The following is a 23473-nucleotide window of genomic DNA, read 5'->3' as shown; positions in this document are numbered from 1 at the left end:
CAGGTGAAATCGGATCCCCAGAGATCGTTTGTGCCCAGCTCAGGGCACGACACGAAGGCGCGGGAGCTCCGCGCCGGAGATCGTTTCCGGGTCCACCTGAGCGCCGAACCAGGCGGCCAGCCGCTCGTACGGCAGCGGCCGACTGAACAGGAAGCCCTGACCGATCTCGCAGCCGATGTCCTGGAGTAACTCCAGGGTCAGCTCACTCTCCACGCCCTCGGCGACCACCGCGAGACCGAACTGCTGGGAGAGGGTCACCACCGCGTTGACGATGGCCAGATCCCCCGGGTCGGTCGCCATACCCTGCACGAAGGAGCGGTCCACCTTCACCTCGTGCACGGGCAGTCGGCGCAGATGGGCCAGGGACGAGTCGCCGGTGCCGAAGTCGTCCACCGACAGCCGGACGCCGAGGTCGCGCAGCCGGTGCAGAGTCGGAATGGGGCGGTCCGTGCCGTCCAGCACCCCCGCCTCGGTGATCTCCAGGGTGAGGCTCTGCGCCGGCACCCCGTACTCGGTCAGCAACTCCTGCACCCGGTCCGGGAAATGCTGGTCGGTCAGCGTACGGGCGGCCAGGTTGACCGCGACGGGCAGCAACTGGTCGGCCTGGGCCCACTCCCGGCTGCGGCGCAACCCTTCGCGGAGCACCACCTCGGTGAGCCGACTCAGCTGGCCGGTGTGCTCGGCCACCGCGACGAAATCCTCCGGAGCGACCGTGCCGTGCGTCGGGTGCTCCCACCGGGCCAGGCACTCCACCCCGACCAGGCGCCGGTCCCGCAACGTCACCTTGGGCTGGAAGTAGACCTCCAACTCGCCCTGGTCCAACGCACGCCGCAGATCGCCGGCGAGGCCCAGCCGGTGCAGCGACCGGGACTCCAGCCCCGGGTTGAACAGCTGCACGCTGCCCGGCACCGACTTGGCCGCGGTGGCGGCAAGATCGACCCGGAGCAGCAGGGTAGCCGCGTCGCTGCCGTGATCCGGATGTACGGCCACCCCGACGGCGGTGTTCACGTCGAGGGTGAGCGCGTCGAAGACCATCTCGTCGCGGATCTGGTCGCGCAGCTGGCCTGCCAGCTCCAGCGCCTCGTCGGCGCTCTCCAACCGCAGCGTCACCAGGAACTCGTCCCCACCGGCCCTGCCCACCAGGGCCGACGACGGCGCGCTTGCCCGCAACCGGGCGGCGACCTCGGCGAGGACCTTGTCCCCCGCCGCATGGCCGAGCGACTCGTTGACCTGCCGCAACCCGTCGACGTCGAAGAGCAGCAACGCGACCACCTCGCCGGGGGCGCGAATCTTGACCGACTCCTCCAACGCCCCGGTGATCCGCCGCCGGTTGGGCAGTCGGGTCAACGTGTCGTGGTACGCGTCATGCCGCAGCCGGTCGACCAGCCGCGAATTCTCCAGGGCGACCGCGGCGTGCGCCGCCACCGTCTCGAAGATGGGGATATCGCCGGGGGCGAAGTGCCCGATGTCGCTGAGGCGGTTCGCCACCTCCAGGGTTCCGATCACGGCCTGCCCGGAGCGCAGTGGCACCACGATCACATCTTTGATCTCGCGGGCGCTGATCTCGCGGCGCAATGCCCCTTCATCACCCAGCAAACGCCCCATCGACAGAGTCTTCGCCAGCTCCCGCGTCCGCTCACGAAGAACCGGCGGGGTCGGGGCGACGTCGAGCAGCCCGGGTGTGTCGACGCGGGCCGTCAACAGCACCTCCGGGTGCCGGCCCTGGGCGGGAAGCCACAGCGTCGCGGACTCCGCCTGCATGAGGGCACGGACCCGGTCGAGCAGGACATCGGCGAGCGCGGCGTCGGCGCCGCTGGTGGTGATCAACCGGGCCAGGTCGTACATCCCGGTCAGGGTGCGGTGCTGCCGGAAGAACTGGGCGTAGGACCGGTAGACCAGAGCCAGGGCGGCGAAGAGGGCTGCCAGCAGCAGCGCCGACCACCATGTCTGCCGCAGTGCGATCAGCACGAGAAGACCGACGGCGGCGTTGATCGAGGTGGTGAGGAACACCGACGGCGTGGTCCGCAGGGCTTCCCGGCCAGCTTGCCAACCCTGCAGAAGCACATGCACGCCGACAACCGACACGAGGCTGACCAGGGTGATGGTGTTGACCGCGAGGAAGAGACTGACCCATGTCCCAGGGCCCACGTCGTGCAACGGTGGCAGCCGCAGGAGCAGCAGGCTGGCCAGCGACGTAGCAGCCGCGGCCCTCGCGACGTTGAACCAGAACTTCGCCGGCCGGAAGCGTTGCGAGGCGCTCCAGATCAATGAGGCCAGCGTGTAGATCAGGACCACCGTCAGCGGCGGCAGGAAGAACAGCGCCACCACGAGTGGGATCTCGGTGAGCGTCACGCCCACGGACTGCCGTCGGACGACAAAGTTCAGCACCGGGATGCTGATGCCGGCCATCGCCAGGAAGATCAGGAACGCCAGCCCCCAGTCCCCGTAGGGACGGTCCGAGATGACGCTGATCGCGGTGCAGCAAAGGATGGCGAGCAGAGCTAGCGGGCCGGTGATGAGCCAGGCGTGGTCCGTGGACTTACGCCGCTGGTCACGCCCCGCCATACCGCTCCCTCTGAAAGACGCCGCCCGCCGTGCTGCCCTGACGGCGACGAACCGGCGAGCTACCGGGAGGCGTTCAGGCCCCACACGACGTCGCCCTGACCCGCGCCCCAGACGACGTCGGTCAACTGGGCGTGATCCGAGCCGGCGAGCGCGTCGGCACCGAACGGTCCACCGAGGACGACGGCGAGCAAGAGGAGCGAGCCAAGCAGTCGGCCCAGCCTTCGACCAGACATGTTTGCTCCTGTCGGGGGAAGTGTCACAGGGATGGTGGAGGTTCCACGATCGTGCCACAGCACGGGCAGCCAGGAAAGTGGCGGACGAGCCGACTGGCCCACCGTCCGTGACTTCCCCCCGTTCGGCCTACCAGCCTCGTCGCACCGGGCCAGATCACAAGCCTGCAGGGCAGCTCCCCGCTTCGTAGAACGTTCAATACGACCTTCAACACAATTCGGTCCAGTCGCAAAGGCGGCCACCGAATCCACCAAACCGGTCACCGTGCGTAATATTCGTAAGCGGCGTGCCGGCGCTCGCGCTCCGTGTCCGGCCATCGACCACCATACCGATTCATTGCGCCCGCGCCAGCACCGCGAGGTATTCGTACCATGGCGCGTGTCCCGGGCCGGGTAGTCGGCAGCACCGGCAGCGGGTGGCTGCACCGCAGCTCAGACCGGTCGCCGTAGCGACGGGGATCGAGGCGAACTCCCCACCCTGTACTTTTCCCGATATAGACGAGCCTCTCCGACGGAAGCCCGGCAGGGCATCGGCCCATCCGTCCCGTCCTGTCTCCCACGCGATCGGAGGAGGCACGCTCTGCGGCATCGAGACTCGCCCAACCGTGCGGCCCGCATCTCGGCTGCCGTCGTCCGGCTGCGCGCGGGTGACACCCCGGGCCCGACCTTCGGCCGCCTCGCCGCACCCGGGGTGTGACCGGCGTCTGACCGCGGAGGCGGTCTGCGTGGCCGGCGGCACCAGCGTCAGTGAGGCCAATCAGCGCCTGTCGGAATACCTCGCGTTGTTCGACGAGGTGTCGCCCGGCGACGAAGCTTTGGTTCCTTCGGCACGCAGATCAGCAGCGCGTTCGTGCGCCCCCCTAGCCGCTGCCGACGGTAGGCGACCACCAAGGCGGCGACACCGCCACAACGGCGAAGACGAGCATCAGCAACTCGAACTGCGTGGCCGCTGTGACGGTTGCGCCCCGCTCAAGGCCAGGCCAACCGGCGGAGCCGAGCACCGCAGCAATCAGGCCCCGACCAGCAGCAACGGAGTTGCGACAGCCAAGGCGATTGACCGACGAATGCCTTCTAGGCGCAGCTCCGGCGCGCGACTACAGTGGCTGTAATCGAACCGACCGCGACACCGACCTCTGATCGAGTTGAGCGTGTGGTGCGGGCAACTCCACCCCCTCCTCCTAACGCTCGCCGGACTGGGTGACACGCCGGTCGGGCCCGCGGCGCGGACCGGGCGCGGGTCGTGCGGGCAGGCGACGGGCCGCCACGCTCGGTGTTCCGCGTCCCGTGGTGCACGGCATTCGACTGAGCTTGGATGGCGTGGCATGGTCGCTCGGCGATCCTCCGGCCGGATCCATACGGGCGACCACGCTACTCACAGGGCGACTTGCCGGCGGGCGGCCAATCGGCTGACCGTGATATTGATTGCCAAGACTCCGAGCACGGCTCCGAGAAGCACATCCCGCGGTCCAAAGTCCTCCAGACCGTAAAGCATCCAGTGGTTCTGCTTGGACGCCAACATAGGCAGGATCAGCGCCAGAAGGACTGCGCTGGCCGCGATTGATATCCGCGCATCGAGCGCGGCACCCACGAGAGCCGCCACCAGCCCCGCAGCCACGATGACCGGCAGGGTCAACTGGTCGACCCAGCCATTGAGCGGATTAGGCGTCACGACAGTTATGGTCATTGCCACGACGACAAGCCAGATCCATGGTCGCGCCGCCCGTGATTGACGCGCTCGAAGCAGTGGCAGCATCGTCAGTGCGGCCATCACGCACGCCCACATGGGAAACTGCATGGGCAGGTAGAGACCCGTCCGGACCCCCAGCAGCGTGTCAAGCCCCGTCCATGGCTCTAGATACCACGGGTCATTCGCCACGGCGTACCAGATCTCCGCGCCGAAGGCGCCGATCGTCATCGCGAGCGCGAGACGGTAGCGAGCCCATGCCGCAGCGGCCAACGCGAGAAGCAGCAACGCGGGCGTGACCAGGCTCCCCTGATGCTCATTGCTGGCGGAACTACCCGGCAACAGCATCCACAAGCGCCACAGGAGAGGCAGAGCCGCAAGTGCAGCGCCGCACACGAGCAGGGACAGTGCGGTCAATCGCAGCGCGGAGTGCCGCAGGGTCTCCCGCGAGCCGAGCCGGTCCACACCGGAGCGGACCCGCAGACCTCCCACCACGAGTGCAATGGACTCCCGGAGCCTCGGGTGCCTCCGGTCCGTCTCGCCTGCGACCAGCAGCGTCTCCAGCATCTCGTCGGCGCGGTACTGCCGGTAGGCCCGAGGGTACGCGCGCAGCAGCCACCGGTAGCGACGCTCCAGGCCGGTCATGCCGGCGCCGTCCGAACCGTCGCGGTCGTCGACCGTACGGAGCGGTCTCGAACGACCCGAGCCGCGGCGATCAGCCGCGCCGCCTCCTCGTGCAGTGCGGACAACCCGCGTTCGGTCAGCTCGTACGTGCGACGGGCGCGACCGTTGACCACCGTCTCCTCGGCCACCCGCACCATCTCTTCACCGGTGAGCCGGTCCAGCGCGGCATACAGCGTGCCGGTCGTCAACCGCACTCGCCCGTCGGACAACTCCTGCGCGCGCTTGACGATGGCGTAGCCGTGCAACGGTTCGTCCTGCAACGCGGCGAGGATGAAATATGTGGGTTCGCGCATCGGCGCGGAGGGCTTAATCATGTTATCTACATAAGCAGATCATCAACTTATCGGTCAAGATGGAGCTCTTCACTCAGCACACGGAGCATCAACGCTCGTTGAGATCGTCATCCTCGTCCCGCAGCCAGGGCGTAAATGTCCGCGCCACGGACCCAGCCGGCGTGTCACCCAACCCGCCAGCAGGCGGCCCTCAACCGCTTGCGACAACAGCTGCTCATGCCAAGCCCGGCAAGACGCCAGAGCGCATCGTCGCAGCCCTAGAAAAGCCCGCGAGCTGGTGCTTCGCTCGCCTGATATGGCGCCGAACAGGCTCCCGCCAACCATCTGCTCACGCCCACAGAACCAGCGCCCCGCATCTTCAACTGGCGGATATCGGAGTGACTCCGCTGGCTTGGCGGCGGAACATGTACCAATGCTCAGCAACGATGCGCTCGCGCGCTTCCAAGACGCCACCACCCTTTGGAGCATCGGGCAGGGCACGGCAGCCGAGGTGATCGAGGCCGCCTGTGACTGCCTCGTGGCAGGCGTTGACAGCCCCTCGCTGTGCATTCTGGCCGGGGTCTCGCCCACCGCCACCGAACAGGATCTGCTCCAGTGGCTTGAACCCACCCTCGACGAGCTTGGCCTGACCTTCTACCCCAGGGGCAGCGAGGAGGTTGAGGACGCCGCCGTACGCATCATGGCTACCAAGCTTCTCGTCGGCGCCCTCTCCCCGCGCGAGCTGGCTCGCTGGACCCACTCGGCTATCGGGCATGACGGCACGCCCCTCGCCGAGGGGTTGGTCATGCTCGACGATGTGTACGACACGCTGGAGTACTGCGAGGAGACCGAAGCGGAGATCAACGCTCGCGTTTTTACCGAAGCCCGACGCTTGACCGCCACAGGCGTAGCCACCCGAGGTGCCGACTCCACCGACTGACTCAGGCGGGGTCACGCCAAAGCCTCGCCGATCTTGTCGTTCATGGTGTCGTCGCCGCCATCGATGCAGTTGGCGTAGACGCGGAGCAGGACGGCGACGCCGTGACCCAGGTGCCGGGCGACTTCGGTCGGCGGGACGCCGGCATTCAGCCAGAGCGAAGCCGCGGCGTGCCGCAGGTCGTAGGGCCGGCGGACGAGCGGCGAGGCGACCTGCGATTCCGTCAGCGCCTTCTCGCGGCGAGCTTCCACCACCGGTCGTAGACCGACTCCGACAACGGCCCACCGTGCAGACCCGGAAAGAACCGACCGTCCGGGCCGACCCCGTGATTCTCGACGTACAAGGCACAGCAGCTCGACGAGACGGGGCGGGATCGTTGCCGCCGAGGCGTACAGACAGGCTGTCGAGGACGCGGCGGACCATCACGGGCGAGTCCAGCTCGACGACCGGGACCGACGCTGTTTCCAGGAAGCTGCCGGGCAGATCACTCCGTCGGGCACTACAAGGGCTAACGGCCTGCCCGGACGGTCTACGACTGCCCGACCAGAGGATCCACCATCTACCTACGCTGCGAAGAACGTGAGATGCGCGTTGTCATCGAACTTCCAGTCGACGCCGTGGTTTGAGGGGTTGAAAACACCGCAGTCGCAGCTACCAACCGGTCGATCCTCTGAGGCAACAACGTATTTCCAAACTTGGCCCACATACCCTCGAAACGATCTCTCGCCCGCGGCTGGGACAGCTACCGCCTTGTAGGACTTGCAGTCAGCGTCGAACAGCCAGAGCACGTAGGCACGGTTAGGCGACGAAACCTTGCCTTGTACTGGATCTCCCCACCTGTCCGCAGGTATGTCGCTCATGTAGAACTCGTACTCGCCTTGGCCCTTGGTTTGCCTGATGCAGGCCTGCATGAGTTCGGCAGAAGGGATCGCCAGGTTGGTAGTCGGGCTGGGTCTGGGGGACCGCTTGCTGGCAGTTGGGCCAGGTCCGGCTCCCAAATTCGTCGCCGATGGCGTTGCCGACGGGTGGGGTGCCGATGGCGACGCCAAGGGGCTCCCAGAGCTAGGAGCACTACCGGCGGAAGTGCGGCTCGGTCCAGGGGAAGGCGAAGGACCGGACCATACTCGGTCGAGGATGCTCCAGCCGTCCTGGATCGAGCTGGGGATGACGAGCAGGAGGGCTACGAGTCCTAGAACGCCTCCGCCACGAGCGATCGCCGTTGCCGCACGTCCACGACTGGATCGGTCCGAGCCTGTGCCTGTGTCTCTGCCCTGAGATGCCATCACGCGTCGCCCCATCAGCTACGTGCCCGTTGCATGCCCGATTGGTCAGACAAGGAGGGACTATCAAGGTCAAAACGCGGCGATACAGCAAAGGCCCTCGACCAACGTCTCCGCAGGTCAAGGGCCTTGCTGTTGCCTGGTGGCGGGTAGAGGATTCGAACCTCTGAAGCTTTCGCGACGGATTTACAGGGCACCGGCGATCCTGGCCAGGACAGCAGCACTGAACTGCTGCTTCTTGGTGCCGTGCACCCGCTAGCACCTGGCCCGCCCACCATCTGCCCACGCCCACAGTCATTCAAGTAGCCACCGGATCCAACCTACGACGACGACCAGGATGGCGACTCCCCAGACCACGTTCCGGCCCGTGGCCTCGAAGAACATGTATGCGATCTGCGCTATCAGGAAGATCGAACTGAGCACCAGGTCGACGAGGAGCAGCACAAGCGTCAGCGCCAGACGCATCAGGAACCAGATGAACCCGAGTCCACACCACTTGTCGATCGTCGAATCGTCGTAGGCCCAGCGTGTCAACACGAAGGGCTTGTAGAACGAGGATTCCCAGCCCTGGCTCCACTTTGCGCCGGCCTTGACCCAGAACGAGTCGCCGCCCTCCTTCACCGTTGCTTGATCCACTCGCTTGAACTGGACCTTCTTGACCGCGCCGCCGGTGACGTCGATCAAGACTTGACCGTCCTTCACCTGGATGGTGGTGGTCCCGTTCACAACGACCGTGAGCTGGTCGCGGCCAGTCTGAACCTTGAACACCTGGTCAAACCCGGTCTTGCCCTTCTTCCGATCGCGGAGTAGCACGTAGATCGTGCTTCCGTCGCGCGGCGGCAGGGAGTACTCGGCGCCGATCGAGAACTCGCCGATCGGGGTGATGAAGCTCGTCTCACCCTCGATGGCAACACCATCAGGTCCGACTGTGAGCGACACCGGTAGCAGCACGGGCTTGTAGCGGACCTTGCCCTCGGTCTCTGGATCGCAGCCGGTGAGCGCCAGCACCAGGAGCACGAGCGTCACCCAGACCGCGCGATCGCGGGCGGCACGCGGTCGAGCAGTCCGCGGACCTGACGGACTATGAGATGGCGAAACTCGCCTGATGGCGAGACCTGCCATCAATGTGTACCGTCCGCATGACCCACGCCAGCCGACGCCGAGCCTGCCACTGTAAGTCGCCACATGATTACGAGTGTCTCCTGAGTGGTCAAGTCGTCTTGGGTTGGTGGCGCACGATGGCAGGCGAGTCTTCTTATGGTCGGACGCTTAACCGGACATGCCGGCGAGCCTGCCCTCTTGGTGTCGCCTGCTCCGTCGATGCAGCGTGCTTAGACCTGGAGCAGAACGACGATGCTGAGTCCCAATCGTCGGGCCATCTCAACCGCAGCGACGCCGACGTTCAGTCAGCCAGAGCGAGGCCACCGCGCGACGTCGGTCGTAGGGGCAACGGACCAAGTGGTGAGGAACCTACGGTTCGATGAGCATGCGCACGCAGCAGCCCGACGAGCCAAGGTGAGATCCGAACCGTCGAGTCTCGGCCTTCCTCAGGTACTTGAGTCCGCGCTTCACGAGGAAGCCGCTGTTGTCGGTCCAGTAGCCATTCGTGCGCGGGGGCCAATGCGTTAGGGGATGCGGCAGCAACTCGATGGAAACTGACACTTCAGCAGCAAGAATCACTTGATGAATGTTTTGATGAAATCCAAAATGTCAACCTTCCCGAAGAGTGCAAGAGCTACGACCGTTAGGGCGAGACTCCCTTGGATCATGAATTGTAAAGACGCCGCGCCGGGTTGACCGTACTTTAAGAGGAAATCCCCTATTCGTCTCGGCGCACGGCGCCCGGACTGCTGTGCGGGCCGACCGTGCTCATCAAAGGCTTTCCATTCGTAAGCCACCTGGTCATAAAAAGCTCGCGACGGCGCATCGATCATCAAGGCAAGCAGGTATTCGGAATTGCGCTTAACCCTCTTGGGCATCTTAATATTGTCCAGGGAGTCTCGGCTGGCCAAGAAGCCGAGCAAGTCCGCGGCCCCTGCGCGCAGCACTACCGATGGGGCAAAGGTAGCGTCTTTCGAGATCGATCGTTCGAGCTTCGCACTTGCCTGCTCGACGTAGCGCGCCAGTACAAATATCTCCTCACGCACCACACCGAGCGGATCGTAAGGGGAGGACCTAAAGCGCTCTCGCCGCTTACTGTTGAGCTTTCCGATCTGAGAGACCACCAAGAACTCGGGATACCTCGAAATTACCCTAGTGCCAATCAGCAGGGGAATTTGGAAGGCTACGAGGGCGTACACGAAGACAATCTCGTTATCCCCGAATCCTGCTGGAGGATCGCTGAACCTCTCCGGAAACGCGGCTAGGTTCAGAAAGGAGAGTATCCCGGTTACGGTCAGCATAACTGCAACCACGTTGACAATGCAATCAGATGCCCCCATTTGACACAGCCTAACAGAGTCACGCTGCCAGTCATTTCCGGTTCTACTACTGAGTTCTTCGCACACTCTATTGCCAGTCCAATAAATGCTGGCCTTCATGTTCAATGCGGCATTCGCGGTGAAGGTCAGCAAGAGGAACACCCAAGGGAAGAACGTTAACTGAAGACTCCCAAACTTGGCGGCAATGATCTTATCCGCCGCGACAGTTGACCCCGCGAGCGCAACCGCGTAGAGCACGCGCCAGACGGTGGACCGGGTTATCAAGTCTCGCTTAGTTTCCGTAGGAATATCGGCGACTATGAGCGGGAAGTTCAATGGATATTTAAGGAATCGCTTCATATTGACGAAGTAGTAGACGCGTGCAATGAATAAGGCTGGCAGCGCACAGACCAGGATTGCCAACGGCATGACGATGGCAAAGGCGAGCGAGTAGAGGAGCGTCTTCAGGGTGAACTCCTGTCAGGGGAGCCAACTGAGGCTCTAGCCGGGCGATGAATCCCACTGCACGGATACCGGCGCGTCAACGCCCACCTGTCGGTGCACGGTTCTCGGCCATACCAGCGATGCTGACAGAACGGTTCAACGTCAGCGGAGAGCCTCGCCGATCATGTCGTTCATGTTGTCTTCTCCGCCGTCGATGCAGTTGGCGTAGACGCGGAGCAGGACGGCGACGCCGTGGCCCAGGCGCCGGGCTACCTCGGTTGGCGGGACGCCGGCATTGAGCCAGAGCGAGGCAGCCGCGTGCCGTAGGTCGTAGGGCCGACGGACGAGTGGCGAGGCGACCTGCGATTCGGTCAGCGCCTTCTCGCGGGCGAGCTTCCACCACCGGTCGTAGACCGACTCGGAGAGCGGCCCACCGTGCAGGCCGCGGAAGAACCGACCGTCCGGACCGACGCCGTGATTCTCGACGTGGGCGCACAGCAGTTGGACGAGCCGGGGCGGGATCGGGACCGTACGGGTCTCGGCCCTCCCCCGGTGCTTGAGTCCGCGCCGCTCGTGGGAGCCGCCGTCGTCGGTCCAGTGCGACCCGGCGCGCGGCGATGTGCCCGCGAGCAACAGGCGGCCCCAGCGATGTTCGATCTTCTCGTGGTCACAGGACCGGGAAGGCTTGACCGCCGCCAGGTCGTCGAAGTCGGCCCCGCAGTCGGCGCACCGGCCGGCAAGGTCGCAGTCCTCCCGCCGTAGGTCCGCGGCTTCCGAGGGACGCATCCCCGCGTAGTAGAGACAGCCGAAGAACGCGATGATCCTTGTCGGCGCGTTTGCCGAAAGATTTCACCGCCTCCAGCAGCGTGGCGACCTGGGCCGGGTTCCCCACCACCCGCCGGTCGATGGACTGGGCGACCTCGGGGGCGGTCCACTGCACCCGGTCGACCGGGTTGGAAGCGATCAGCTCCAGCTCGACGGCGTACCCGAGGACGTTGTAGAAGGTTGCCCGCTTCCGCTGGACCGTGGAGGCAGCCGCGGGCTTGCCGTCGAGGCGTACACACAGGCTGTCGAGGACCCGGCGGACCATCGCGGGCGAGTCCAGCTCGACGACCGGGAGCGACGCCGTTTCCAGCCAGGCGAGCGCCGCCGCGTGGTCGGGCGGGATCTCGTCGGACCAGCGGCGGGGGTTGAGACCGTAGAGGTACAGCGCCTCGCGGAGCAGGGCGTCAGTCGGTCGGCCCCGCTTGGTCGGCCGGGTCAGGGTCACCGTTATCGAGGTCAGCGCTTCGACGATCGAGCGCCGGGTCTTGGCCGCCGCCCGGGGCCACTTCATCTCGACGTACGCGCGGCTGTGCGCGTACCAGGTGGTGGGGTTCTTGGTTCTGGCCTCGGAGACCGGGCGGCCGGTGGCCGGGTCGAAGGGCTCCCCCGCGTTGGCCGCTTGGACCAGCTCGGCGCGGAACGAATGGGCCAGGGCTTTGGTACGGAACATGTCCTCGAAGCGTTGGCCGCTCACCGCCCAGCGGACCCGCCACGGCCGAGCCTTCCGGTCAGCGCGCTTACCGATCTCCCAGATCTGGACCTCATAGCTCTTCATGCGGCGTCCTGCTCCAGGTCGCCGAGCCACCGGCCTAGCGCCGATCGGCGGACCCGCAGTTGCCCGTTCGGGAGCTTGATCACCCGTGGTCCCTTGCCGGTCTGCCGCCAGTAGAACCAGGTCGAGCGCGGTACGCGCAGCTCGGCGAGCACTTCCGGCACGGTCAACAACTCCTCGTTCACTGCGTTTCCTCCCCGTCGTGCTGTGCGCTGTGCTGAGTTGCCGAAAGATCTGAGGACCCCTGCGCGGCCCGGTCCTTGGCGGCGAGCAGTTCGGACCGCCAACGGGCGCGTTCGCTGATCGACCGCATAAGCCGGTGGGTCATCGGGCCGACGTCGGGGTCATCGGGTCGGGCCAACTCCCAGGCGTGCCGGACCCGTTCGGCGGTGTCGCCCTGGTAGTCGACGAGCTGCGTACCGTCGGTGGTGACACCGAGCAGTGCCCGGACCCAGGCCCGCGCGTCGTGCTTGTGGTCGGCGAGGGTCTTGCCGGACCAGTCGCGGGAGATGAGGATGCGCCGGCCGCCGATGCCGAGAGTGTCGCGCTGGTGGACTTTTCCCTTACAGCGGCCGGGCTTGAGCTTGGCGTGTGCCTTCTTGGGCTGGACGCCGTAGAGCAGCCAGTTGGCGCACCGGTCGGTGCAGGGGGTCATCTGGAGTTGCTGCCAGAGCCGGTCGAGGTGCTTGCGTTGCCGGTCGGTGGTCGCCTTGTGGCAGTCGCCGGTGTGCTTGGTGATGTATTTCGTGACGTACCGGATGGTTCGTTCGGCGTCCTCGGTGCCGGGCATGACGCCGCGGGCGTCGACCTGGGCGCCGAAGCGCACGACGTGCACCGGTTCCGCGTCCGGGTCGTCGTCATTGGCGTCGAGCGCTTCCGTCCAGGTGGTCAGTGACTCGCGGGTGTCCGGGTCGACCCATGCCGCCGCCTGCTCGTCCCAGATCGGGAGCCGGTCGAGGGTGTAGCGCTGGACGTCGACCGAGGGCCACCACACCTGGTGATAGGTGGCCGCCGCCACGGTGCGGAGGACGTCGCGAGGGATGGTTCCCCGGATGGCGAAGTGGGCGTGCGGGGCGAGGCGGCGTTGCGGCTCGACGCAGCCGGCGTACTGGACGTTCCAGCCCTCGCACCGTCGGAGGTTCTGCCAGAACCGGTCCAGCAGCCGAGGGAAGTGCACGGCGTCCCAGGCCGCACGGCGGTAGTCGTACCTGGCCGGGTTGACCGGGGTGCCGTCGGGGCGGACCGGGCCGTACGAGTCAAGGGTGAGCGTGAGCCACATCGACGGTTGGTAGGTGGAGCCGTCCGGGGCGGTATAGGTCTTGCCGACGGTGCGGCGCTCGACCTTGCGCCGAGGCAGTTCGGGGGCATCCTGGCGCCGCTTGGTGGAGCGCTTGCGTCGCTGGCCGGGCTCATCGTCTTGGTCCTCGTCGTCGCTGGCATGCGGTGGCCCGACGCGCCCGCGCAGGCCCTCGGCGGCGATGGCTTCCTCCACCTCGCGGATCGCCTCGTCGAGGTCGGTCACCTGATCCCACTGGGCCGCCCTCACCGCCTCGTCGCGGGAGAACTCCAGGTGTGCGCGGAACAGGATCAGGGACTTCTGCGCCTCGGTTGCGGGTTCCGGGCCGGGTAGTGGTTCGTCGTCGCGGTGCCAGCCCTCGCGGATCTGGGCTTGCCGCAGCCGGCGGTTCTTCTTGGCGCACGGCGGGCACTTGTCTTCGCGGGTCGCGCCGCAGGGCAGGTCGATGACTTCGGTCAGGCCGGTGTCGAGATCGGTACGGCGCATGGCGAGCGGGCGGACACAGACGCCGTACTCGATGGCGATGTCCTTGAGCACGTCGATCGAACGGGGCAGCGCCATGCGGACCGCCCGCGACCCCGGACGAGGAGCAACCGGGGTCGGGGCGGGTTCGAGACCGGGCAGGGTTGGAGCCGTCATCGGATGATCCCGACAACCTGGGGCCGGTTGGACTGGACGACGCCGACCGGAGGCAGCACCGCGACTGATGCCGGCGGCATCACCGGAGCCTGCGGCGCGGGTTCGACCGGCTGCGGCTCGTCGTACCAATCGCCCTGCGGCTGATCGGGCTCCGATGCCGGCGGGGTGGCGGGTTCGCTGGACAGGACGACCTTCACCAGAGCGAGGAAGGCCAGCGACGGCACCGCTGCGACGATCCAGCCCCAGACGGACGGTTCGGCTTCGGCGACCTGGGCGGCGAGAGAGAGCAGCGCGAACGCGATCAGGAGCACGCCGACCAGGCCGACGGGACGACCGGTGCGGCGGCGGGCGCGGATTTCCAGGCCGAGGTAGATGGCCATCAGCTCGACCGCTACGGCGTTGGCCCAGCCGATCCAGTCGGGTTGGCCGTGGGCGACGGTCAGGTCGTGGACGTGGGTGAAGGCGGCGGCGCCGGCCATGGTGCCGATGGCGAGCAGGATCAGCACCCGGACGCCGGACTCAGCGCGGATCATCGGCCGCTGCCGTTGTCGCGGATGGTCAGGGTGATGCAGATCTGCTGGCCGTTGAGGTCGCGGCGGCGGTTGACCATGTGCGCCAGGCCGTGCAGGGCACCGGCGAGCCGGTCCGGGGAGCCGTTGAGTTCGATGTGCATAGGCTTGAGGCGGTGGGTGCCGAGGAAGAAGCTCTTGAGGGACATCGGTTACCTCCGGGCCGGGGCGACGCGGGTACGGATGTGGTCGGGTGGCTCGCCGAGGGAGGCCACCGCTTCGGAGAGGCAGCGCCACAGCGCCCACGCCTCGTCGGGAGTCAGGTACATGCGGCGCCGGCCGCCGCCAACGGCGAGATAGACCGGGTACGCGTCAGGCCGGGCGGGGTCGACGCGAACGGACACCGCCGTACTGGTGGCGCCGTCGGTGCCGGGGGCGCGGAGCCGGTGGAAGGTTCGGCCAGCGGTCGGGGCGGTCACCGCGGCTCACCCCTGTCGGTGTCCCGGTCGAGGAAGTTCAGCAGCGAATCCGGCAGCAGTGGTCCACGACGCTGCCGGGGCAGCGGCGGCCGGGCCGGTTCGGTCGCGGTTTCCCGGCCAACCTGGGCGAGGATGTCCGCCGCGTCGGCCGGCGCCGGGTACTCGGCGGCCAGCTCCCGGATGTGGTCGTCGGAGATGTAGGAAAAGCGCACCCGGGCTGGCTCGGGGGTGCCGTCGAGGATCACGTAGCCGACGCCCTTGGCCCAGCGGGGCATCTGGTCGGCGAGGGCACCCCGGTTGCGGGCCCCGTCGCCCAACACCAGGTCGACCTGAGCGGCCTCGGTCAGACCGAGCGCGATCCGGGTCGGAAACAGATCCCGGAACGGCAGCACCTCCTTGCGGGGGTCCTGCAACGCGGCCACCACCAAGACACCGACGCCGGCACCCTGCGACAGCAGCAACCCGAGCGACCCGGCGATGCGCTTGCGCAGGTCGACGTCCTGGAGGTACGCGGTCAGTGCCGCCATCTCGTCGATGACGACCACGACCAGGGGGTCATCCAAGGTCGGCGTGTGGACCCGCACCGCGCCGGCAAGGCGGGTCTGCCGCTCCCGCATCACGGTGACGGCCTCGTCGAGCAGGTCGGCCATGGCTTCGAACGACTTGCAGGCGAACCGGGCGAACAGCGGCCGGCCCATGGCGAACTCCATGCCGCCCTTGGGGTCGATCACCCAGAGCCGGACCAGCCCGGAGGAGATCCCGCCGGCCAGGACGCGGACCAGCGACCACAGCACTGAGCCCTTCCCGGAGCGGGTGGCGCCGCCGATGAGGACGTGGGTGGCGAGCAGGTGCAGGCACCAGTGCCGCAGGTCTTCCCGTCGAGCCAGGGGTAGCGCGGTGAAGTCGGGCACCGATGGGACATCGAACGGGTCGACCAGGGTGCGCAGCGCATCCGTGCGGACCACCACCAGGTAGACCACCGACGGCCGGTCCCGGAACCGCAGCCGATCCACCGCGCCCAGGACCAGCGCCCAGTAGCCCGACCGGATCGGCGGGTCATCGGGACGCTCGGAGTAGACCCGGGCGTGCCGTCGGCCGAAGGCGTACGCCAGGTTTGCTGTTGCCTTCTGGAATTCCTCGGGTGTCTGGCCGCGGACCATGCGGATGGTCAGCACGTCCAGCGCCTGATCCGAGCGGACCCGCAGCAGCTCCGGCAGGACCGTGCGATGGTCGTACACCTTGGCCAGGCCGCAGAGCGTCATGGCCTCTCGCCAGGCCCGCCGGTAGACGAAGAGTTGGCGGAATCGGCCGAGGATCGGGCCGGCGCACCAGGTCCACCAGGACGACTCGTGCCGCCACCGCCACAGCGCCGACACAGCGGCGGCCAGGACCACGGGCACGATCACGCCGGCCCGGTCGAACTCGCGGTAGAGGCTCACCCCGGCCACGACCAGGCCGACGGCGACCGGGTGGCGAAGACACCACCACAGGCCCCGCCACAGCCACCGCAGCACCAGGCCGACCGCGATCAGCCATACCGGCAACTCCAGCCGACGCGGCCGGATCACCATCAGATCCCCGGCGGTGGTCATCACGACCTCACCCCGCGGCCGACGCATCATCGCGCACCCGCCACGACGAGCCGCCGCAGGACGGCAGGCATACGCTTGGACATGTCACTACCTCTCTCGACAGAGCAGGGGAAAGAGACAGAGGGCGGGGCTGCCGTCCGCCAAGACCTGACAGCCCCGCCCCCACCAGATGCGGCTACTGCGCCGCCTTTGCTGCGGCCACGCCCGCCGGGGCTCGCATCCCGGTCGCCCGCAGCGAGTACGCCATCCGACCGTTGTTGCCCACGTACGGCGTGACGGTCATGCCGTCGAACTCCACCGCCTCGAACAGACCACCCGTCGGCGGCACCGGCTGGTAGTCCGCCGAGATCTTCACTGTCGTCTCCCGCGACCGCTTCCCCAGCTCCGGATCCAGGTCCATCACCCGGACCTGCCACACCCGCTGGCCGGTCAACTTGTCCTTCGCCGGGCTACGCCGGCCAGTCTTCTCGTCGTAGTCCTCGACCTCGCCCAGAGACTCGGGCACCAACGCGCACCCCGCCGGGAACACGTCCTCACACCGCACCGCGAACCTCGTACCGCCGCGCAGAGCCATCGCTCAACCTCCAACTTGTTAACTTGTCTGCCAAGTTGGGATCCAAGGTAGACGGCACTTGGCAGACAAGTCAACAAGCTCGCCGTTGACGCCCGGCTACTGCCGGAGAAGGCAAGCGGGAATAGCGACCAGGCTCTTTAGGCGCCTTTGGGCTTCGTATGTCCACTGTGGACAGACACGGAGCGTAGCTAGATCGATTCGGGCTCAAGCTTAGCTGCTCTGCGTCACGTCCGGCTACTGAAAGCGACCTAGTCGGCCTGTCGACGCGCCAGGAGCGCCCACCTCGGAGTAGACCTCGGGCGTAGCTGCAGAAACGAGCGACGGCCCCTCCGATGCGAGCGGAGAGGCCGTCAACCTGTCGGTGCGTCCAGTGCATTGAACCAACCGAAGTGGGCGCATCGCCGCAGGTCACGCTAGTGAGGCTCTCCGGCGAGCTGCCATCAGGAGTATGGCACACCGGACGACTTCCTGAGAACGCCGGCATTCGCTGAGCACTAGAAAAGCGCTTGAGTATGCGCGACCAAAGAGCCCACGAACAGCCTTGCAATAGAGTGGAGATGAGCGAAGCGAGTAACGTCCTGATAAGCCTCAGGATCGCTAGCGCATAACGCCTTGCGACTAATCTAGCCATTCATCTTAGAATTTAACCTCCGCTCGATCGAGGAATGAATCAACACTGTGACCAGCAACTTTGCCCGTGACACACGGACGAAGTTGCCACGGGAAGCACCCGGACACAGCCTCTCCGCCTCGGCTCGCCACCGCAGCCCAGAAACGGGGCGCACGACTGAGCGCGTCACCGGTCCAAGTTGGTCAACCGACAGGGGGTGAATTGCGGCGCTCGGCCCTCTCGTGCGATGATCTGCGTCGGCCAAGGAGCATTCCTTCGGGTCAGGCGGAATGCGAGTCCGTCAGACTCAGCGTCGAAGGCATATATCTGCAGGTCATTGTCCAGTGCACTGAACCCGAACCCGAAGGAGGTGAACCTTGACCGAGATGACGTTCTCGCTGCGGCTCCCGCAGACCGTGATGATCCAGATCCTGGTGGTGATCATCATCGTCTTGGGCGTCACTCCCACCATCGTCTAGCTCCGTGCGGGCGTGGGGAGGAATCTCAACCACGCCCGCACCACCAGCCGAAGATGGCCAGGATGTCTGGTTGAACCCCCAAAGGCAGGGTATCCGCCATGCCATGTCGAGCCACCGGACTGCAGCCGTAGATGACCAGCACTCGCGGCCGGCGGGTGTAGACGATGCGACCGTCGAGGCATTGGGTGAGTTGAGCAAGGCCCTGGAGACGATCCACCGCGTGAGAGGCCACCTATATTCGGCGCACCAACTCGTCGGCGGCGCGGATCTCACCCTTGACCGGGTTGTGAAGCTGCTACGCGGAGCCGGGCACGACGGGATGGCCGACCGGGTAGAGCGCGAGCTGTTGGGGCGCAATCTGCTACCCGGCCGGTGGACTTTCCAGATCGTGGAGGAGTTCGACGACGGCTACTACGCCGCGTTCCAGGAAATTGAGCGGGACGCGCGGCAGAAGCTGGCCGGCGGTCGGCGGCACATCTTCGAGGCGGAGATGAAGGAGCGGCGGCGTACCCACGGGATGCCGGGGCACGAAGCTACGCCGTAGCGCTGCCGCCGAAGCCGTTTGGGATCATCGAGGTCAGGGCGTTGGCTCGGGCCTCAATGATTCTCATCCGTGCCTGGTACTCGGCTGGTTCCCGGTGCGCGGCCTGGCTGGTGACCTGGCCGGGCCACTTGCGGTAGAGCAAGCCGTACTCCCGGGTGAAGTAGCCCGCGGTGACGGCGTTGGCGGCGAGCAGGAGGCCGGTGTCCTCGGAGGCAGGCAACGCCATCCAGCCGCCCAGGGCGAAGACGAGATCCCGCCGCAGGCACAGGGTCGCCGGGTGCACCGAGGCCCGATAGTCGTTGGCCTGCCAGAACGACAGGACCGAACCGCGGTCGATGACCCCGCCGGCAGGGTCCATGCCCCATCCGGCGGTCGACCCGTCGGGCAGCAGGTCGAGTACCCGCGAGGTGGTCCAGCCGACCTGCGGATGCTCGTCGAACGCGAAGATATCCCGGGCGAGTGCGCCGGGGGTCAACTGGTCGTCGGCGTCCAGCACCTTGATGAGTTGCCCGGAGACCCGGGAGAGGGCGAGGGTGCGGGCAACTCCAGGCCCGCCGGGGCGGCCGGTGCCCAGACTGATCCGGGGATCGCCGGGCAGCGCGTCGACCAGGGCGCCGGTCTGCCCGTCCTCCTGGACGAGCCATTCCCAGTCCCAGCCGTCAGGCATCTCCTGCTTAGCCAACGACTCGTAGGCGCCAGCCAGGTGCTCGATGCTGGGCGCGTGGACCGGGGTAATGACCGAGACGAGCTGCGTCAAGTTTTCCACCGCTGGAGTTTGTGGGAGTAGACAAGCTCGGTGCGGTCGCCCGGCATCACCACGTCGGCAACCTCAACGATCCGGCCCGTGGTGTCGAACGAGGTCTTCCGCACGGTGAGCACGGAGACACCCGGGTCGATGTCCAGCAACTCGGCCTCATCCGGCGACGGCGGGCGGGCGCGGATCTCGTCGTCGATCCGGTCCAACTCGATGCCCAGCGTGTAGAGCTGATGCTGCGTGCCGCCCGGCCACGGCTCCTTGCCCGCGTCGAGCAGATCCGGGTTCGCGGCCACCAGATCGTGCGGCAGGTAGGAGTACGACACGGTCAGCGGCGCGTTCTCATGCCGGGAGGACGTCCAGTAGACCCGGCGCAGCAGCGAAGTGCCCGGCTCGACCTGCAAGGCCGCCGCCATCTCCGCATCCGCCTCCACCCGCGAATACTCGGCGTGGAACTTCAGGTCGTCGACGGTCAGGCCGGTGTCGTGCTCGGTGGCGCCAGTCTTCAGCCGCTCGTCCTCGTCGAGCAGGACGCGATCCTTTTCCCACTGGTACCGCTCGGTGTTGCGACGGCGTACCCGCTGGCGAGGCGCCCGCACGTAGGTGCCGCGCCCCTGCTCCGCGCGGACCAGGCCCCATTCCCGGAGCTGCCGGATGGCGTTGCGGACGCTCGTGCGCGACAGGCCCGAGGTGTCGGCCAACTCGGTCTCGCTGGGCATCAGCGTCCCGGGGGCAAGTTCGCCGCTCACGATCTTCGCCCGCAACTCTTCGGCGAGTTGCAGGTAGCGAGGGCGCCAGTCCCGGCCTTGCACACCGGTCACCGTACCCCCTAGACGTTCCAACGTCTGCCAGGTGGTCCCGCCGGCGGGCCGCTCGGGAACTGGCGGTACGGCTACCGCTGCTCGCGGCGACCGCCCAGGACGCGGGCCAGGAGTACGAGGAACGGCTACGCCCCGACGGCTGTTGGTGTTCACCGTTTCCCTCCCGCCCGCTTATGCCCATCAGCGGCAGTCAGCATCTCCAGGCGCGCATACGTCAACTCGTCGATCAGCCGATCCACCTGCGTCGGCGACAGGAGTACGGTCTGCGTCGCCCCGGACCGGGTCGCGTCGAGCTTCACGGCCAGGTCCCGGCGGGCGAACCGGTCAACAAGCAGTTGGACCGTCACCCAGCCGGTCCGCTCTCGCCCGATCGTGGCGAGGAAGCCGCGGTGCATCGGGTCGTTCGCTCCGCATCCCCGACACCAGACCGGGCACACGACTGGCGGAGCCGATGACATCGGCCGAACCCTCGGGATCGGAACGCCCTCACTCATCGCCGGCCCTCTGCCGCCCGATCACCTGCGTCACCAGATCGCAAAGTTGCTCGGCCAGGTCGATCGCCTGCGACAACGACAACTCAGCCCAGGCGTTTCCGCCCCGGCACGTCACGTGAACACCGACCATGGCGCCACCCAGCGCCTCGGCACTGATGAGGTACGAGGCGACGAGCCCACCGGCCCGACTCTCGCCAACCCTTTGCATCGAGCTGCGATGGCGGCGGGCCATGTGCGACATCACCGGCGGCACCAGGTAGCCGCAGCGATCCGGGGCACACCAGTCCGGGTGGCTCGTGACGGCGGCCGGCTTGTTCGTACGACTCATCGCGGCCACCGCCCGCCGTTGCCTCGGTAAAGCTGAGCCCGCGTCATCAGGGGTACGGAGCGGAGCGCAGGCAGTTCACGGGTGGCCCCCGTCTGCCACTGCGGCGAGGAGGTTGCAGAAGCCGCGCGAGGACTCGACGGAACGTTGCCGGTAACGCCCTGGGCAGATGGGTGCCTCCGAGACCACCAGGACGAGAACCAACGGTACCGACGATGAGAGCCGGACATCGCACCTCCACAGGTAGACGGGGGCCGGTGGCGAGCCGCGGGGGAATGCGGCCGGCCACCGGCCCGGATGAAGGCACGGCGCACCGTCCGACGCCGGACGGGTCGGGTATCGCCGAGCCAACTTGTACGCGCGGCTACCGCAACCGGTCCGACAGGACGCCGCGCATCATGTGCGGCCAGGACCGGCGCGGGACCACCCCTGACACGAGCCGTCACCCCAGCCGCACACCTGGAAACGTATCTACAAGTGGACGAGTTGTCTAGTCATCGAATTGGACCTCTTGGTTGACACTTGGTAAGACAAGTGCCAGGTACGGTGAACGCGTGCCCACCCCGCACTACGGCCAGCCTCGGTACCGCCTCATTGCTGAGGCGCTGAGAAGACGCATCGAGAGCGGAGCCATTCCACCTGGAGCCCTCCTGCCGGCCGAGAGCGCACTCGTAGCGGAGTTCCAAGTAAGCCGTGGCACCATCCGGCAGGCAATAGCTGCTCTACGAGAACTTGGTGTAGCCACCACCGAACACGGCAGGGGAACTTACGCCACGGTCAACGCGCAACCCTTGGCCCAGCATTGCGCTTCAGCAACACACCAACGCGAGATTCCGGCCGACACAGAGTTAGCGGCGCTTCTCGGTGTCGCGGCCGGAACAATCCTGATCGAACAGGAGAGCGTTATGCACCAAAACGGGGGAGCCAGGACAGTCGTCAGAAGTTATCGACTGCCCGAGACAGCAGACGGCGTCCAGCATTAGCAACCTGAGAAAGGAAATAAAGTTGAGCAACAATGCCCTTGCACAGCGCAAGGAGTTAAGTAAGCAGCGCCGCCAGGTCGACTTCGATACTTACGACGTTACCGTGGACGAGCTACTTAGAAGAGTGGAGAGGGGCCGCATCGATGTCGCTCCCGCCTACCAGCGCAAGTTCCGCTGGGACGCGGCCAGGCAGTCGGCACTAGTTGAATCAATCTTCCTCGGGATTCCTGTGCCTCCACTGTTCATGGCTACGAATGCCGAAGCGGGGCAGGCTAACAGCTGGGAGGTCGTCGATGGGCTACAGCGGGTCACCACTCTGGTCCGTTTTGCAGGCAGCGAGAAGGCCAAGAATAGAATCGGGATTTCTGAACGATCCCTTCGCCTCGCAGAGCTGGACAAATTGCCAACCTTTGAGGGCGCGGAGTTCTCGACCCTTCCGGGCGATCTGCAATCCTTGTTCGAAGACAGGCCGCTAAAGGTGGTAGTACTAAATGATAAGAGCGATGTCCGCGTTCGCTTCGACCTGTTTGAGCGAATCAACACGGGCGGAATACGACTAACCCATCAAGAGGTTAGAGAGTGCGTGTTCCGCGGACCTTTTATCGACATGCTCGAGACGCTTGCGACCCACGAGAGCTTCAATTCGGCAATTCGGCTCGCAGAGAGCAACCAGATGGATGGCACTCGCGAGGAGTTCGTGCTGCGATTCTTTGCATACCTCGAGAACTACCTGAACTTTGAACACGCAGTGAAGGGTTTCTTGGATGACTTCACCATTGCCGCGCAGGGGAAACCAGATGTGCCTCGGCGGACCAAAGTTTTTGAAAACACCTTCAGATTCCTGGCCAAATGCTTTCCCGAGGGTATCCGGAGCCGAAAGGGATTAACTCCCGTAAACCTGTTCGAAGGTGTCGCCGTTGGCGCGGCGTTGGCCCTTCAAGAGCGCCCGAGACTTGCCGCGCCGGTTGACGTGAGCTGGATTAACGGACCTGAACTTCGACCATTTGTCTCCGGTGCCACAAACACGCGTACAAGAGTCAGGGGCCGGATCGAGTACTGCAGGGATAAGTTCCTTGAGTCCTAAGCTTGACTGCGAATCCCACCGCCAAGCCCTCCACGAGCGAGTGGAAGTAGCGAGGCGCTTGGTCGAGGCTACTCAGCCAAGACTGCTTCCCCTGGCTGAGGATGATGACCAAAGCTTCACCCCTCCCGCGGATGTCTCCCGTGAGGCTCGAGGGTTAGCGATCCTTCTCCTGTTTG

At 66.2% G+C, this 23473-nt stretch carries 24 protein-coding genes; 4 read left to right on the top strand and 20 right to left on the bottom strand.

The annotated features are described in order from the left end of the window. Nucleotides 1–39: 39 nt before the first annotated feature. From ACFQGL_RS01020 to ACFQGL_RS01005, 4 genes are all read right to left on the bottom strand, one after another. On the bottom strand, nt 40–2565 hold the full coding sequence (locus tag ACFQGL_RS01020) for a putative bifunctional diguanylate cyclase/phosphodiesterase (RefSeq protein WP_377504033.1): 2526 nt from the start codon (nt 2563–2565) through the stop codon (nt 40–42). 59 nt (nt 2566–2624) lie between these two features. After that, on the bottom strand, nt 2625–2798 hold the full coding sequence (locus ACFQGL_RS01015; protein WP_377504031.1) for a hypothetical protein: 174 nt from the start codon (nt 2796–2798) through the stop codon (nt 2625–2627). 1369 nt (nt 2799–4167) lie between these two features. Beyond that, nucleotides 4168–5124 (bottom strand): hypothetical protein, encoded by a 957-nt coding sequence (locus tag ACFQGL_RS01010; RefSeq protein WP_377504029.1) that lies wholly within the window; start codon nt 5122–5124, stop codon nt 4168–4170. Then, complete coding sequence (locus ACFQGL_RS01005; RefSeq protein WP_377504027.1) at nt 5121–5477, bottom strand: PadR family transcriptional regulator; 357 nt, start codon at nt 5475–5477, stop codon at nt 5121–5123. Before ACFQGL_RS01005 ends, ACFQGL_RS01010 begins: the two co-directional genes overlap by 4 nt. Nucleotides 5478–5868: 391 nt before the next feature. On the opposite strand from ACFQGL_RS01005, the gene ACFQGL_RS01000 reads away from it, so the two are divergent. Next, nucleotides 5869–6375 carry a hypothetical protein gene (locus ACFQGL_RS01000; RefSeq protein WP_377504025.1) on the top strand — a complete coding sequence of 169 codons (507 nt, stop codon included), beginning with the start codon at nt 5869–5871 and terminating at the stop codon, nt 6373–6375. Nucleotides 6376–6386: 11 nt separating this feature from the next. Here the strand turns inward: ACFQGL_RS01000 and ACFQGL_RS00995 are convergent, their stop codons facing one another. From ACFQGL_RS00995 to ACFQGL_RS00940, 12 genes are all read right to left on the bottom strand, one after another. Next, nucleotides 6387–6623 (bottom strand): site-specific integrase, encoded by a 237-nt coding sequence (locus ACFQGL_RS00995; protein ID WP_377504023.1) that lies wholly within the window; start codon nt 6621–6623, stop codon nt 6387–6389. A 1323-nt stretch (nt 6624–7946) separates the two neighbouring features. Then, nucleotides 7947–8669, bottom strand: a complete 723-nt coding sequence (locus ACFQGL_RS00990; RefSeq protein WP_377504021.1) for a hypothetical protein — start codon at nt 8667–8669, stop codon at nt 7947–7949. Between the two features lie 659 nt (nt 8670–9328). Next, nucleotides 9329–10495: a hypothetical protein gene (locus ACFQGL_RS00985; RefSeq protein WP_377504019.1), complete on the bottom strand. Its 1167-nt coding sequence runs from the start codon at nt 10493–10495 to the stop codon at nt 9329–9331. 183 nt (nt 10496–10678) lie between these two features. Next, nucleotides 10679–11149, bottom strand: coding sequence for a hypothetical protein (locus ACFQGL_RS00980; protein ID WP_377504017.1), 471 nt, complete (start codon nt 11147–11149; stop codon nt 10679–10681). Nucleotides 11150–11183: 34 nt separating this feature from the next. Beyond that, nucleotides 11184–12116: a hypothetical protein gene (locus ACFQGL_RS00975; protein ID WP_377504015.1), complete on the bottom strand. Its 933-nt coding sequence runs from the start codon at nt 12114–12116 to the stop codon at nt 11184–11186. Continuing rightward, the gene (locus ACFQGL_RS00970) at nt 12113–12298 is read right to left on the bottom strand and encodes a helix-turn-helix transcriptional regulator (protein WP_030329852.1); all 186 of its coding nucleotides are present in this window, start codon (nt 12296–12298) and stop codon (nt 12113–12115) included. Before ACFQGL_RS00970 ends, ACFQGL_RS00975 begins: the two co-directional genes overlap by 4 nt. Beyond that, a complete protein-coding gene (locus ACFQGL_RS00965; protein ID WP_377504013.1) occupies nt 12295–14049 on the bottom strand; it encodes a replication initiator in 1755 nt (584 codons plus the stop codon). Before ACFQGL_RS00965 ends, ACFQGL_RS00970 begins: the two co-directional genes overlap by 4 nt. Continuing rightward, on the bottom strand, nt 14046–14582 hold the full coding sequence (locus tag ACFQGL_RS00960; RefSeq protein WP_377504011.1) for a DUF2637 domain-containing protein: 537 nt from the start codon (nt 14580–14582) through the stop codon (nt 14046–14048). The genes ACFQGL_RS00965 and ACFQGL_RS00960 overlap by 4 nt, the downstream gene beginning before the upstream one ends. After that, a complete protein-coding gene (locus tag ACFQGL_RS00955) occupies nt 14579–14767 on the bottom strand; it encodes a hypothetical protein (protein ID WP_377504009.1) in 189 nt (62 codons plus the stop codon). Before ACFQGL_RS00955 ends, ACFQGL_RS00960 begins: the two co-directional genes overlap by 4 nt. A 3-nt stretch (nt 14768–14770) precedes the next feature. Next, nucleotides 14771–15037, bottom strand: coding sequence for a hypothetical protein (locus tag ACFQGL_RS00950; protein ID WP_377504007.1), 267 nt, complete (start codon nt 15035–15037; stop codon nt 14771–14773). After that, nucleotides 15034–16629: an FtsK/SpoIIIE domain-containing protein gene (locus ACFQGL_RS00945; protein ID WP_377504005.1), complete on the bottom strand. Its 1596-nt coding sequence runs from the start codon at nt 16627–16629 to the stop codon at nt 15034–15036. Before ACFQGL_RS00945 ends, ACFQGL_RS00950 begins: the two co-directional genes overlap by 4 nt. A gap of 175 nt (nt 16630–16804) precedes the next feature. Then, nucleotides 16805–17203, bottom strand: a complete 399-nt coding sequence (locus tag ACFQGL_RS00940; protein WP_377504003.1) for a transcriptional regulator — start codon at nt 17201–17203, stop codon at nt 16805–16807. A 1192-nt stretch (nt 17204–18395) separates the two neighbouring features. Here ACFQGL_RS00940 and ACFQGL_RS00935 point away from each other — a divergent pair. After that, nucleotides 18396–18836 carry a hypothetical protein gene (locus ACFQGL_RS00935; protein ID WP_377504001.1) on the top strand — a complete coding sequence of 147 codons (441 nt, stop codon included), beginning with the start codon at nt 18396–18398 and terminating at the stop codon, nt 18834–18836. Here the strand turns inward: ACFQGL_RS00935 and ACFQGL_RS00930 are convergent. From ACFQGL_RS00930 to ACFQGL_RS00915, 4 genes are all read right to left on the bottom strand, one after another. Further along, nucleotides 18826–19602: a glycosyltransferase family 2 protein gene (locus ACFQGL_RS00930; RefSeq protein ID WP_377503999.1), complete on the bottom strand. Its 777-nt coding sequence runs from the start codon at nt 19600–19602 to the stop codon at nt 18826–18828. The two genes, ACFQGL_RS00935 and ACFQGL_RS00930, sit on opposite strands and share 11 nt — an antisense overlap. Continuing rightward, nucleotides 19590–20411, bottom strand: coding sequence for a GntR family transcriptional regulator (locus ACFQGL_RS00925; RefSeq protein ID WP_377503997.1), 822 nt, complete (start codon nt 20409–20411; stop codon nt 19590–19592). The genes ACFQGL_RS00930 and ACFQGL_RS00925 overlap by 13 nt, the downstream gene beginning before the upstream one ends. Before the next feature lie 149 nt (nt 20412–20560). Beyond that, a complete protein-coding gene (locus ACFQGL_RS00920; protein WP_377503995.1) occupies nt 20561–20806 on the bottom strand; it encodes a precorrin-4 C11-methyltransferase in 246 nt (81 codons plus the stop codon). A 91-nt stretch (nt 20807–20897) separates the two neighbouring features. Further along, nucleotides 20898–21242, bottom strand: coding sequence for a hypothetical protein (locus ACFQGL_RS00915; protein ID WP_377503993.1), 345 nt, complete (start codon nt 21240–21242; stop codon nt 20898–20900). Nucleotides 21243–21784: 542 nt separating this feature from the next. Between ACFQGL_RS00915 and ACFQGL_RS00910 the strand changes: the two genes are divergently transcribed. Together ACFQGL_RS00910 and ACFQGL_RS00905 are read left to right on the top strand one after the other, a co-directional pair. After that, nucleotides 21785–22213: a GntR family transcriptional regulator gene (locus tag ACFQGL_RS00910; protein WP_377503991.1), complete on the top strand. Its 429-nt coding sequence runs from the start codon at nt 21785–21787 to the stop codon at nt 22211–22213. 22 nt (nt 22214–22235) lie between these two features. Then, on the top strand, nt 22236–23297 hold the full coding sequence (locus ACFQGL_RS00905; protein WP_377503989.1) for a DUF262 domain-containing protein: 1062 nt from the start codon (nt 22236–22238) through the stop codon (nt 23295–23297). Nucleotides 23298–23473: the final 176 nt, after the last annotated feature.

The sequence above is a fragment of the Micromonospora vulcania genome (assembly GCF_042658605.1).
GTDB classification, from domain to species: domain Bacteria; phylum Actinomycetota; class Actinomycetes; order Mycobacteriales; family Micromonosporaceae; genus Micromonospora; species Micromonospora vulcania.
Note: the sequence above shows the minus strand (reverse complement) of the source record. Positions and strands in the feature narration are given on the sequence as shown.